At 45.6% G+C, this 13,773-nt stretch carries 11 protein-coding genes; 6 read left to right on the forward strand and 5 right to left on the reverse strand.

The features are described 5' to 3' along the window. Positions 1-1,767: 1,767 nt before the first annotated feature. The 4 genes from R7070_RS19885 to R7070_RS19900 all read right to left on the reverse strand — a co-directional run bounded on the left by R7070_RS19885 (position 1,768) and on the right by R7070_RS19900 (position 4,764). Complete coding sequence (locus R7070_RS19885) at positions 1,768-2,097, reverse strand: SMR family transporter (protein ID WP_085570076.1); 330 nt, start codon at positions 2,095-2,097, stop codon at positions 1,768-1,770. Beyond that, the gene (locus R7070_RS19890; protein WP_005379135.1) at positions 2,094-2,498 is read right to left on the reverse strand and encodes an SMR family transporter; all 405 of its coding nucleotides are present in this window, start codon (positions 2,496-2,498) and stop codon (positions 2,094-2,096) included. Before R7070_RS19890 ends, R7070_RS19885 begins: the two co-directional genes overlap by 4 nt. Positions 2,499-2,765: 267 nt before the next feature. Further along, the gene (locus R7070_RS19895; RefSeq protein WP_005379132.1) at positions 2,766-3,701 is read right to left on the reverse strand and encodes a LysR family transcriptional regulator; all 936 of its coding nucleotides are present in this window, start codon (positions 3,699-3,701) and stop codon (positions 2,766-2,768) included. Positions 3,702-3,756: 55 nt separating this feature from the next. Next, positions 3,757-4,764, reverse strand: a complete 1,008-nt coding sequence (locus tag R7070_RS19900) for a substrate-binding domain-containing protein (protein ID WP_017636149.1) — start codon at positions 4,762-4,764, stop codon at positions 3,757-3,759. Positions 4,765-4,983: 219 nt separating this feature from the next. On the opposite strand from R7070_RS19900, the gene R7070_RS19905 reads away from it, so the two are divergent. The 6 genes from R7070_RS19905 (at position 4,984) to R7070_RS19930 (ending at position 12,676) form a co-directional block, all read left to right on the forward strand. Continuing rightward, positions 4,984-6,336: a serine/threonine-protein kinase gene (locus tag R7070_RS19905; RefSeq protein ID WP_053349772.1), complete on the forward strand. Its 1,353-nt coding sequence runs from the start codon at positions 4,984-4,986 to the stop codon at positions 6,334-6,336. Positions 6,337-6,349: 13 nt separating this feature from the next. Further along, the gene (locus R7070_RS19910; protein ID WP_170890707.1) at positions 6,350-7,822 is read left to right on the forward strand and encodes a chromosome partitioning protein ParA; all 1,473 of its coding nucleotides are present in this window, start codon (positions 6,350-6,352) and stop codon (positions 7,820-7,822) included. A 2-nt stretch (positions 7,823-7,824) separates the two neighbouring features. Continuing rightward, positions 7,825-8,397 (forward strand): sigma-70 family RNA polymerase sigma factor, encoded by a 573-nt coding sequence (locus tag R7070_RS19915; protein WP_005379118.1) that lies wholly within the window; start codon positions 7,825-7,827, stop codon positions 8,395-8,397. 2 nt (positions 8,398-8,399) lie between these two features. Further along, entirely contained in the window at positions 8,400-9,959 is a 1,560-nt protein-coding gene (locus R7070_RS19920; RefSeq protein WP_017821131.1) for a hypothetical protein, read from the forward strand. Positions 9,960-10,221: 262 nt separating this feature from the next. After that, positions 10,222-12,543, forward strand: coding sequence for a hypothetical protein (locus tag R7070_RS19925; protein ID WP_017821132.1), 2,322 nt, complete (start codon positions 10,222-10,224; stop codon positions 12,541-12,543). Further along, a complete protein-coding gene (locus R7070_RS19930) occupies positions 12,533-12,676 on the forward strand; it encodes a hypothetical protein (RefSeq protein WP_012841245.1) in 144 nt (47 codons plus the stop codon). The genes R7070_RS19925 and R7070_RS19930 overlap by 11 nt, the downstream gene beginning before the upstream one ends. 75 nt (positions 12,677-12,751) lie before the next feature. Here R7070_RS19930 and R7070_RS19935 read toward each other — a convergent pair whose 3' ends face one another. Then, on the reverse strand, positions 12,752-13,771 hold the full coding sequence (locus tag R7070_RS19935) for an SPOR domain-containing protein (protein ID WP_104976033.1): 1,020 nt from the start codon (positions 13,769-13,771) through the stop codon (positions 12,752-12,754). Positions 13,772-13,773 lie beyond the last annotated feature (2 nt).

Consider the following 13,773-nt stretch of genomic DNA (forward strand, 5'->3'; position numbering starts at 1 on the left):
GAATCCGTCATTCCGACGAGCCTAAGCGAGATCAGGAATCTAATAGCAAAATGCGTGAAGCCAGAGAAAACTCCTCTGCCACAGCACTTTTTGTTGGTAGATTCTGAATCACACTCGTCCCTCGCTGTTCAGAATGACGAGTTTTTGAGATTGGCCACCGCTCTTTCTAAAAACGAATGAATCCGTAATTCCGACGAGTCTAAGCGAGATCAGGAATCTAATATCAATGAGCTGTGAAGCCAGAGAAAATCCCCTCTGCCACTGCACTTTTTGTTGGTAGATTCTGAATCACACTCGTTCCTCGCTATTCAGAATGGCAAGCTTTGGAGTTGGCCTCGGTTCTTTCTAGAAACGAATGAATCCGTCATTCCGACGAGCCTAAGCAAAATCAGGAATTTAATATCAGCGTGCAGTGAAGTCAGAGAAAACTCCTCTGCCACTGCACTTTTTGTTGGTAGATTCTGAATCACACTCGTTCCTCGCTATTCAGAATGGCAAGCTTTAGGATTGGTCACTGCTCTTTCTAAAAAAATGAATCCGTCATTCCGACGAGCCTAGGCGAGATCAGGAATCTACTATCAACGTGTTGTGAAGCTAGAGAAAACTCCTCTGCCACTGCACTTTTTGTTGGTAGATTCTGAATCACGCTCGTCCCTCGCTGTTCAGAATGACGAGCTTTGGGATTAGCCTCAGTTCTTTCTAAAAAACGAATGAATCCGTCATTCCGACGAGCCTAGGCGAGATCAGGAATCCACTATCAACGTGCTGTGAAGCCAGAAAAAACACTTCTGCCACAGCACTGTTTGTTGGTAGATTCTGAATCACGCTCATCCCTCGCTTTTCAAAATGGCAAGCTTTGGGATTGGCCTCAGTTCTTTCTAAAAAACGAATGAATCCGTCATTCCGACGAGCCTCAGCAGGATCAGGAATCTAATATCGACATGCTATGAAGTCAGAGAAAACACCTCTGCCACAGCACTTTTTGTTGGTAGATTCTGAATCACACTCGTCCCTCGCTGTTCAGAATGACGAGCTTTGAGATTGGCCACCGCTCTTTCTAAAAACGAATGAATCCGTCATTCCGACGAGCCTAGGCGAGCTCAGGAATCTAATATCAACGTGCTGTGAAGCCAGAGAAAATCCCCTCTGCTACAGCACTTTTTGTTGGTAGATTCTGAATCTTGCTCGTCCTTCGCTGTTCAGAATGACAAGCTTTAGGATTGGTCACTGCTCTTTCTAAAAAAATGAATCCGTCATTCCGACGAGCCTAGGCGAGATCAGGAATCTACTATCAACGTGTTGTGAAGCTAGAGAAAACTCCTCTGCCACAGCACTTTTTGTTGGTAGATTCTGAATCACACTCGTCCCTCGCTATTCAGAATGACGAGCTTTGAGATTGGCCACCGCTCTTTCTAAAAACGAATGAATCCGTCATTCCGACGAGCCTAGGCGAGCTCAGGAATCTAATATCAACGTGCTGTGAAGCCAGAGAAAATCCCCTCTGCTACAGCACTTTTTGTTGGTAGATTCTGAATCACGCTCGTCTCTTGCTGTTCAAAATGACGAACTTTAGGATTGGCCTCTGTTCTTTTTAAAAATGAATGAGTCCGTCATTCCGACGAGCCTAGGCGAGATCAGGAATCTAATATCAAGGTGCTGTGAAGCCAGAGAAAACCCCTCTTCCACAGCACTTTTTGTTGGTAGATTCTGAATCACGCTCGTCTCTTGCTGCTCAGAATGACGATATCTAGCATTCAGTAAATTACATCAAGCGGTCTTCATCACTACGACGGCAGCAATCACCACAAAGATACCAAACCAGCCGATTGGTTTGAGTTTCTGCTTAAACAGCAAGGCTCCACCCACTGCGGTACCCAAGATACCGATCGCACCCCAAGAGGCATAAGCAATGGCTAAGTCGATCTCTTTCACCGCTTGTGCCAACAGCGTGAATGCTGTCAGTACCAACACAATCGCCGCAATGCCCCAGCTTTTATATTTAAAGCCTTTTGAGCGTGTCAGCGCCATATTGGCCATGATATCGACCAAGGCAGCCATCACGACAAATCCAAATGACATCGTAAAAAATTGACTCATGATTCGCACCTTGTACTAGTAGAAAATGAACGTTCTTTTGCCGGTTTATCGGCATTTTTCTTGGCGTTAGGTTGACCATGTGATTCCCCTAAGGTCACACACACAATGCCAACAACGGCTAACATCAAACCAAACAATTCTTGATGGTTTAAGTTGGCATCAAAGGCGATGATCGACACCACGGTGATCAACGAGATACCTAACCCTTCCCAAACAGCGTATGCCACACCTATCGATATTTTCTTCGCGGCAAACGCGAGAAAGTAGTAAGAGATTGCGATCAGCACATACATTACGATGTAGCCCCACCACCCGTGCCCTTGTCCGATAAGAGACATAGTGCTGGTGCCAGCCACTTCGGCAACGATGGCGAGCAATAAAAATAGACGTGCAACTAGCATGATTAATCCTCCATCAGAAATTAAAAAAATGCATAACGGAGAATGGTGAATGCCGCGTACCTGTATCGACATTCAAAAAGTTAAAAAGATAAAAATGAGCCACTTCTCCTGACTATTTGAGATAAGGTTAGCGCTGGGTAGGAAAAAGAGACAGGTAATTGAGATATTCATTTTTGAATATCTTAAGAAGTAAGTTGTCTATGTAATCACACAATATTGATAAGGTTAAAGCATCTACTCTCATTCAGCCGATGCCATAAAGTGACATCACTGCGTAAAAATCAGAGGCGTGTTGAGGGTTTGTCGCACCACTTTATGTAGGTGTCTGTGCAAAGGATGGTTGCGGTTGGTTTGAAGGAAACCGCCAGAGACAACAAACTGGCTAAACTCACGATTAACGGGTGGCATTGCGTAAGAGGCGAGTTCTGGCATCAACAATGCCGAGCTTTGACTGGCATACATAATCGCGTCGGTTTCTTGCAACATTTGGCAAGCCAAACGCAAATTATAGGACTTCAGTAACACTACTGGCTCATAACCCATGCGTCGATACTCGGACTCCACGGTACAAAGCGGTTTATATGACGCTGGCGCAGGCAAAGAGACGAGTGGTAGTTTGGACACCGTGTCCCAATCATTGCTGACTTTCGACAACGTTGGGTGGTTTTTGCGCGCCAAAATCACTCGTTTTTCAACGAATAACGGGCGCATGTAAATGTCTTTCGACAGCTCGGTCTCTTGGTCAAGAATGCAGTAATCGTGCTCGCCTTCTAACATTTCATCGTGCGAGTAAGTATTCCAGCTGGAAAAGGCAAAGTGCGCTTTGGGAAAGGCTCGATGACAGCCAGTGAGCAGTCGCTGCCCTTGTTCATCCATCAAATAAGGATCAGTTACAATCGCAATCTGCCCTTGGTATTGCAGTGGGTCGAACACTTCAAATTCTTGCACCACTTTTTCCAGTGGCGCAACCATATTGTCGAACTCGGCGGCGAGACGAATCGCCATGGGTGATGGCTCTACCCCATGTGCTTTACGCACAAAAAGCGGGTCATCAAACACTTGCTTCAACTTCATCACGCCGCGGCTGGCGCTCGGTTGAGAAATGCCAAGCTGCATTGCGGCCAGCTTGATGCTGCGGTTTTCCACCACGGCTTTTAATAAACGCATTAAGTTGAGATCCAATGCATCCAGCTGATGTGCCATACCCTAACCTACCAATACCATTGATGAGCGAATACAAAGAGCAGTTAACAATTAGTTAAACACTCTCTCCCGACGTGATCTGATACCCCATATCGAAGACTTTTTCTTCTTGCGTTTCGCCTTTCAGGCGTGCAATTAATAGCTCTGCGCTCTTTACACCAATTTGGAAACGCGGCGTATCAACGCTGGTCAGTTTCGGGCTGATGGTTTGACCGATATCCAGCGCGTTATAGCCCGCCACTGCCAATTGCTGTGGAACTTGAATGCCACGTTGCTGCGCACTCAGCATGGTGCCAATTGCGATGTCATCGTTGGTACAGAACACCCCATCGAGCGTTGGGTGCGTTTCCAGTGCACGTTCGAGCAAATCATGCGCTAAAGAAAAACTCGAATGATCACCAGTTAATACATGTTTGGGTTCTAGCCCTGCTTCTGTCATCGCGCGATCATAACCTTGCATCCGCAATTTGGTTCGCGTATCCAGACGCGCGCCAAAATAGACGATTGTACGCTTCCCCGTATCTAGCATCTGCTTAACCACGGTGTACGACGCATCTTCATGATCGAGTCCAACCGCCATATCAATCGGCTCCGATGGCAGTTCCATGGTTTCGACCACCGGAATGCCCGCATTTTTGATCATCTGTAATGTACGCGGCGTGTGATGGCTTTCAGTTAGAATAAGCCCATCGACTTGATAAGAGAGTAATGACGCGATCTTGCGCTCTTCTTCAAGCTCATCGTAGCTAAAATGCGCTAAAAGCGTCTCATAGCCATTGGCTTTGGTCACCATCTCTATGCCCTGAACAAAGGAAGCAAAAATTTGGTTGGACAAAGACGGCAGTAAAATACCAATGGCTTTACTGGAGGACTTTGACAACATCGCCGGTGCACGGTTTTCGATGTAACCCATCTCTTCAATCGCAGTCGCAATCTTGGCCCGAGTCTTTTCTGCCACCGATTCAGGGTTACGCATATAGCGTGAAACGGTCATCTTCGTGACGCCAACCTGGTCTGCGACATCCTGCAATGTCGTACGAGTTTTCTTATTCTGTTGAGCCATAAATATGTGATTTATCAGTAATGTTACAAGTAACATTATGACGAATAGACTCTCTGCCGACAAGCTCAGTGAAAATAATTCGCAAAATCATGACGTTATTACTCCACTAGCCATCAAATTGCGTTTCATGGATTGTGAATCAAAACCGAATAAATAAATGACATTTATATCAAAGTTCTTATAAAATGCCGTACCTAAAAGAATAAGACATTAGTCACAGTGCAGTTAGGCTCTAGCGAAACCCAGATTTACTACCACCTGCTTGATCTGGACGACTCCCAAAAGCAGCAATACCTCCAAGCATTGCAACGAAGTCAACCTGAGCTGTATCGACAACTCGTTCCTCTTTTAGCCAACGAGACACCGGAAGAACAACTAACGCAGTTACTTTATTTTGGTGCTCATCAGGCTACGAACCAAGACGTCGATCTAAGCGGAGAAATCATCAGTAAGTACCGCCTAACTCATGAGTTGGGGCGTGGTGGCATGGGTGTCGTATACGCCGCTCTACGTGCAGATGAAACGTTCGAGCAAGATCTGGCTATCAAGTTTATTCAAAGCAATTTGAGCAATGTGTTAGGGCAACGCGCACTCTTCGATGAAGCTCAACTTCTCGCGCGTCTAAACCATCCTTACATCGCGAAAGTGTTTGACGGCGGTCTCCATCAAGATTCGGTTTACATCGTGATGGAGCGGGTGTTTGGTCAAACTTTGGATGAGTATCTATCTGAAAATAAGCTAGAAAAAACGGAGAAGCTGCTGTTGTTTAAGCAGATCTGCCAGGCGATGGAGCACGCCCACCAGCACCAGGTTTTGCATGCCGATCTAAAACCAGAAAATATACTGATTGATCGTAGCAAGCGTCCCAAGCTGCTTGACTTCAACTTGACTCAAAAAGCGCACTCCAACCGAGAAGATTCACCCTCAGCGCTGATTGCGTTTAGCCAAAATTTTGCCAGCCCAGAGCAGCAAGCAGGACAGGTTCTAACAGAGCAAAGCGACGTGTACTCCTTAGGCAAAATTCTCGCTTTGATGTTTCCATCACCAACAATTTGGTCTGATGTTTACTGGGTGATAAGACGCGCAACGCGTCCTGCCACTCAAATGCGATATATCAATGTTCGAGCATTGCGCATTGATATCGAACGAATTATCGAACGCCGTCCAATCGAGCAGAAAAAAAACTGGCCATTGTATAGCGCCTTTCGCTTGGTACAACGACGTCCCCTTGCTTCGGTATTGTCAGGCATCATTGTGCTCTCTGGTGTGTTATTTGGCAGCGCCATGATGCAAAAGAATATCCAGCTGCAACAAGAGAAGAAGATTGCAGAAGATATGATGTACGAAATGACTCGCCTCATCTTCCACGCGAAGGGGCAAAATGTCGAACATCTCTCAGTGAACTCCATGATGGAGTTAACACGAAGGCGGATACTCTCTAACCCAGATATCCCCAAACATATAAAACAAAAAATGTTGTTGGCGATGATGACACCGGTGCCAGAGAAGCACCTAACTACACCAATGAGTTGTCAGCCAAATTGTGCGTCTAAGGACAGCACCAACCAATAAGGCTTAAAACAAGATGTATACACATTCAGTGGTATTTTGGCTGTCTGCATTGACGGCTACGTCCACGTTGGCAGCAGACGTTTCAGCTGCCACTTCACACCCACCAGCTTCAACCTTGAAGCAAGGCTACTTTATCGACGCCCCAGTGACTGGCCTGTATTACAAAACCAGTTCCAATATCACTGGCGTCACTCAGCAAGGAGCATTTCATTACCAACCCGGTGATGTAATTAGCTTCTTCCTTGGTAACGATGATAAAGGTTATCTGCTGACGACCTTATCAAGCCAAGAAGTGCTGACGCCGACGATGGCGACAACCAAACCTAGCCGCAGCATCAATATGACGCGTCTGCTGCTTTCTCTCGACAGCACGCCTGAGAATCGTGAGGAAATTGTCCTAGCAAACCGTGTGCTGTCTGATCCTCACTTTCAAAGCCAGCTCAAAGGCCTTGATCTCAATTACCTAGATGACGCTAAACGCTACCTCAATCTCGATTGGGTATCTGTCAATGAGGCGATTGAGCACCTAAACGAAAGCCAGCAGTACATTGAAAAAAATTTTTCCTCTGATGAGATCATTTTTGAACCTCGCGACATGACGTTCAAAAACATCGTCATCAAAAAGAAGGATTGGCAAGGCCGCGCTTGTTCTTACGATCTACGCTATCAGCATCATCCCAAATATCGTCCTCCTATTGGTGAAACTCGATTCACCATCACCAAAGACTCATTGATTGAACACCCAAGCATTGGCGATCATTTTCAAGGCTGCTTCCTCTCGATGAAACGCCCTATCACGGAAGATGTCGTCGAACCGATAAGCAAGTTTGCGGATTGGTTTAATATCGTTGGTTGTTCAATCACAGGGTGCACCCGCAACGACTTGAATGGCTTCTCTCTCGAAGACTTCGATGATGAAGGCGACTGGAAGTACCGCTCCGTTGCCCTCAATTTTGATCCGAGCACCGAGTTATTGATGGAAAAAGTACAAGGTCTCGGGCGTAAAAAAAACATCCAACACAATAACCGCACAGAAATGCTCTGGTTTACGTATCCCAATACTAGCGAACACGATATTGACTACCTCGGCGTGTGGCAGCAAACCGAATACCACCAACAGTCCATGACACAATCGTGCCTATTGATGCGCCATCAACAAGTCATGCGACTGCCGCAAAATACGGACACCTGCCCAACCGATACAAGCCTGTACACCCAAGATGTTACCCGCGAATTTGCCGACATGTGGTGGGTCAACAATAGCGCCCCCAAAGCCGAACTCGCGCAAATGAACGTCATGGTACGTTGGTCAACAACCCCATCCGAAATCAATTACACCACCTGGGAATACTTGCCAGCTGGTGCAACTTGGGAGCAAGGCATTTTATATCGCTATCAACAAAATGTTCTGCGCAACCAAGACGGTTCCGATCGCATTGAAACCCACACCATTTCTGAATTTGTCAAAGTGAGCGAGGATGTATAACCATGGCAACAGCAGTAGCACTGACACAAATCATTCAACAATGGCAATCTGGTGATAAACGAGCTGAGAGCGAGCTCTATCAGTTTGCTTATTTACAGTTGCGTAAGATCGCCCAACACGAGCGTGAACGAAATGCAGAAAAGTACGGCACCGACAACAAAGTACTGGCAGACAGCGTCAACAGCACCACGGCATTAATTCATGATGCTTACCTGAAAATGTCCAACTGCGACATGAGTGAAATTGAAACAAAGCGCGATTTCTTTTTGATGGCCGCCAAAGTGATGCGTCAAATCTTGATCGACAACGCACGCTCGCACCAAGCACAAAAGCGTCAACACATTACATTGATGAGAGATGAAGAAGATCGTTTCGAGCAATTGATTATCATGGATAAAGCTCTGGATAGTTTCAGTAGCCGCTATCCACGCCAATCGAGCGCACTCAAACTCAAGTATTTAATGGGCATGAAAAACCAAGAAATCAGTGAGCTACTCGAATGCAGCGCAAGCCTGATAGAGAAAGACCTCAAATTCTCTCGCAGTTGGCTACAATCACGAATGGCGCACACGTAATCATGAACAAAAAGCTTTGGATAATCGGCGCAGTATGCGTCGGTTTGTTCGGTATTTACTTCATTTCAAACAAACACAATTTGGCATCTGTGGAAGACTCGTCAGACAACGCCGACAAGTCAACCCAGCAAGCACATCGTCAATATGAGCGCACATCTTTAGTTGAAGTAAAGCAAGCGTTGACAGGTTCTGCGTTGGATCGCACTCATAAAAAAGCGGGAGATGACGCATTTAACTCCGCCCTTTTAGGACAACCAGGCCCTGTTACGAATCCATTTCATACCACAGAAGACAACACGTTTTACGAGTCAGCATTGGGTGATAAGAACAGCCGACCACAAGAGGACCCATCAGAGAATAATAAACCCATCATCAACCTCACTGTGGAACAGCAGCTACAAACCATTATTTATGCTTGGGAGCTGAAACAAAACTCTCCGGTGAGTTATTCGCTCAACCTTAACCAGCTTTTTGAAGACCCAGATGGCGATCTCCTCACCACTCAGATTTGGCTTGAAAACGCCAATGGGTTAAGAGTCCTCAACCAAGGACAAATGATGGTGCAAGGAGCGCCTGAGGAAATAAAAACCACCACATATTTGGCGGTAGCAGCGCGCGATGATTATCACGGTAATAGCGATCATGCATGGGTCACAACGCGCTTTGAGTTACCCGTTATCACACCCGATCAAAATGACACAGAACACTCGTTAGTTGGCGATGTAGTTTATCGCCTAGAGACGACACAAAATCTTGCAGGTATCGCGTACGCGTATGAAGTGGTGTATTGCGAGGCCTTTCAGTTTGAGGGGGGCGAAGTAAGTTATGCCGCCTCACACAACAAACGCCAGTGTCCTGAAAAGGGAGACTTGAAAAAAGTGGGCAAGTACAAAATCAGTGATGACTCGTTGATCGTTTATGTCCAAGGTGTACGCCAAATTTGGACCATCAAAAAAGAATACCCATCTCAGGTTCATGAAGATACTCGGAACTACTTCACCACCGTGTTTGATGGTAAACAATTCGAAAGCTATACCATGCAAAAGAACAAGCAGTCCATGGAAAAGCGCATCAATGTCCACACTGGCGAGTACGAATATCAAGGAACGTCGTTTGACTACCTCTTTCCAATTTCAGGAGGAGGTTACATAAACGGGACTGCTAGCAACTACATATTTGATAGAAGTGTTCAGGGTAACGAACCAGTGCACAAGCTGGACTCTGATCTCAATATGAAATCAAATCAACATGACCTATTTTGTCATGATTATTTATTTTACTGGTACAGCTCTATCGTAGCGGGGCGAGGAGAGTTTGCCGATATTATCTCTAGCTCAATGGATTTTGACGGCATAAATCCAATACATTGTGCTGAATGGCCAGATAATTACTGGCAACGAACATTTATGTTTTACAACCTTGAATACACAGATTACGACATATTCATTCCAGGCGAAGTCTACAGTTATGTGCTTAAACCTCACCCTCAATTTGCTGATCGCGTTGAGGAATTTAAGATCAACATGATTTATCACGCCCCTGTCCTTAGCGACACCCAATAAACCTTTTTTACCGGTGGTTATATTAACAAAACAATCATTCCCAAAATAAAACTGGAACCGTGATCAAATTATAAATTTTCCATCATAGACAAAAAATAGAAATAAATTTTACGGGTTTTGTGCGGATTTTCGTGTCTTGAACCTAAGCTCAATAGTCATTAAAAAGACACCACTCTCTTATATCTCACTAGTGAGATATAAAGAAAAAAATAATAAAAAAAGCGACTTTCTCATTCGGAAACGAAACAAGGACAAATAAATAATGAATAAGGTGAGTTTACTAGCAGCGTCAGTGGCTATCGCTCTTACAGGCTGTGGCGGTTCAGATGGTGGTTCAAACAGTGCTAACGACGGCGTTGTGATCACAGGTTTTGACGGCTACTTCAAGCATGCCGTTGTTTTTGAAGATACGAACAACAACGGCCAATGGGACACTCAAGAAACATTCCTTGGTCTGACCGATGAGAAAGGTCAACTGAAATTGGATGCAACACCAGAAAGCACTCTAGCGCTACAGACCATCACACCAAACGGTTCAAAGCAGAAACAGCTCATCGCCTTGGATGCGAAAGAGTACGCTGGCAAATACACGGTTGATATGGATCATCCAGGCCAAGCTATGGCGCACGAAATCGTATTCCGTGCACCAACATCGTCAAACGTGATTTCACCTATCACGGATCTTGTGGCGATTGAAATGGCAAAAGATCCAGCCATTAGTGAAGAAGATGCGAAAGCGAAAGTAAACCAAGCGCTAGGAGGCTCAGAAGAAGCACCAATTGATCTGTACAGTGATTTTGTTGAAGGTGCGACAAAAAACGCCGAACTACATAAAACCGCTCAGATTCTGACCGACTCGAAAGCACAAAACCCAACGAACTACGAGAAAAAAGCCACGGAGTTTGCTCAAGCGGCAAACCAAGAAGTGGAACGTCTTGTTGCATCTGGCGAAAACATCAATGACCCAAATCTACGTCCAATCATCACTGACGCGACCCCAGACAGCGACACCTTAGCACCTGAAACGGCAGTTAATAACAAGCTAACCGTAAACAAAATCGTCGAAAAGGCAGCTAAAGATAAGCTAGAAAAACTACCAAAAATCGTACAAGGCGTGGATTTTGATGGCTTAGAGCTAGACATTGAAGGTCTATTTGCAGACAAAGACCAAAACCTTGTGACAACCAAACTGACGCACAACTTTGCAGGCACAGGCATTGAAGTTGTGCAAACTGGCAACCTGATTGTTCTACATCCAACTGCAATCGTAGAGAAAGCTGGTGATTTTGAGATTGTTCTAACGGCGCAAGACATTGATTCGTCAGGTAAGGTTTTGGGTACGGTAAGCACCGTATTTCAGTTCGAAATCGAATCGGCAAACTTACCACCAATGGTTGTAGAAACAGAACAAGCGCGTCTGCAGTCCATCGTTGATGGTTGGTACCTACAACAAGGTGAAGTGTTTGAACAAACACTCGATATTTCTGGTTTGTTCCAAGATAAAGACGGTCAAATTACCGACTACTCAGCGGACTATGTAGACATTGAAGGTCTAACAGTATCTGAGGATGGTAATGCAATTATCACCATTAAAGGCACACCAACAAAAGCAGGTGAAGCTGGAGCAGTACTTGCGATTAGCGCAACAGATGGCCATACCGCGGTACAAATTGCGCTCAGCATGCCAACGGTTATCGAAGGCGTCACGCCACCACCAGTAGTACCGACTTTGGGCTTCACTCACGAGCACTTCAACGGTCAAGAATGGAAAATGGGTAGCTTTGCACAGAAAGATGGTGAAATTGGCTACGCCATGTTGATGCAAGATTCTGAAGGCCTACTATTCTGCTGGGGTTCAAACCACGATGAGATGAATCAAGAGTACAAAGCGAACATCAGTGACTTCCTAAAAGACACATGGGAACACGATGCTTACGCCATTCTTGCCGATCTGGACCAACAAACTGGTTACACGGAATACAACAATAAAGACTGTAACGACGTTGAGCTGAAAGACGGTAAGCTATACAACAGCTACGGCGACGAGTATGAAATGTTGTACCAGCACAAAACCGAGCATAACGGTACTCAAATGATCGTTAAAATATCAGATGATGAGCTGTTCTGGATGGACTCAAGCAATACCCCATTTGCAGAATCACTTTCGGTTGCAGAACACATCAAACAAGGCACGGTAGAGCATGACTTGATGGTAGAAAGTAATGGCACAGGCGACGACACAGTCCTGAAATACTCGTCAGGTACGTACGAATACGACACTGATACTTACAACTACACTTCGTTCATGCCAACAGGATTCCAAACTCCAGGTAATTGGGAAGTCCAGAATGATGAAGACCGCGAACTGCTGATTCTAGAAGAAACAGGCTCAGAGTCAGATTACAAAACTCGTCATCGTTACATCAACCGCGATTTTGGTGACTTTTATATTGGTATTCGTTGGAGTAAAGAACAAAACGGTCATGAATCCGCACCGGAATATGGTCTGTACTCTAACAGCAAAGAAGCCATGACAAGCATCGCGAGTTCACTACCGATTTTGGAGCCTGGTGATGATGACTAAAGCAACCATCGTTAACCCTTGCTGTGATAGCGTACATTTGCGTAGAAGACGCAGAACACTTTGGGAACGATTGGTCGGCATCAAAGAAGTGTATATCTGCTCTAACTGTCACAAAGAAACGCCACTCAAATAGCGATAATATTTGAGACCGCAAAAAAGCCCCGAACTCGGGGCTTTCTTCTATATTTTGACCACAATATCTGAGTCGTTATTTCACGCACACCACGTTCAATAATGAGGTCCCGGTGAGCTGATTGGGCTCACGATCGGCGAACAAACCTTTCTTATCTTTGCCCCAATACGGCAGTTGCAGTGGCCATTGATTTTTTTCCATCACCCCAGACGCCCTCAGCGCTTTAAACTCTGCAGGGTTAGCTAAGCTCATACCCAGTTGCTGACATACTTTGTGCGAGTTTTCGTAGTTGAGGCGGTTCCACGGCTTACCATGTTCCATGTAAAACTGATTATGGTGATCGAGTAAATATGGGACCACGTACGTTTTGCCCTGTACTGAAGTTCTCAACCGAACTTCAATGTCATCATTTCCAGTGACAATTGGCTTCGCTTTGGTCTTAGCAACAGGCGTAGACGAAGAGCTATCACGTGAACTTTTTGCCTTGGTATCTGGCTTCTCTGCCCGCGCTTTAAAGGCGTCGGTATCAGCTCGCACAGCAGGAACTGGCGCGGGTTTCGGGGTCACCGTCGGTGTTGGCTTAACCGAAGATGCGGCTGATTTCGACGATACAGTAGATTTAGGTGTAGGTGGTGTTACTGGTTGTTTCGTCCCTTTCCCAACCACTCGGATGAACGCCTCTTTGTAATTCGACAAGGTTTTGACTCCTCGTAAGTCATCCCTCGCATCAGACAATGCCTTGTAAGGTCCAATCAAACAGCGATAGCCTTTGGATTCAGGCTTCATCCATACGTCGGTCGTGATTTTACTATAGAGAGGCTTAGCTTTCGCGAGAGACATAGGCTTGGGTAGCAATCCGCATTGAATCCAGTAAAGGTAGTTGCCCCCCTGCGGCACTTTCTTTCCCCATACTCCGTTACCAATTGGGCACGTTTTCTCAAGCATCGGTAATTCTTTCTCGCTGGCTTGAGTGGCTTGGCAAAGGAACTCCTCCGCCGATACTGGGCTAGAAAACTGGGCGCATACCAGCAACAAGCCGAAAGCTAGGCTTGCTTGGAAGATACGAGATGGGTGTTGTGCCTTCTTCATTTCCATAC

Origin of the sequence: Vibrio sp. 1557, from assembly GCF_033340175.1 — a bacterium.
Taxonomy (GTDB): domain Bacteria; phylum Pseudomonadota; class Gammaproteobacteria; order Enterobacterales; family Vibrionaceae; genus Vibrio; species Vibrio alginolyticus.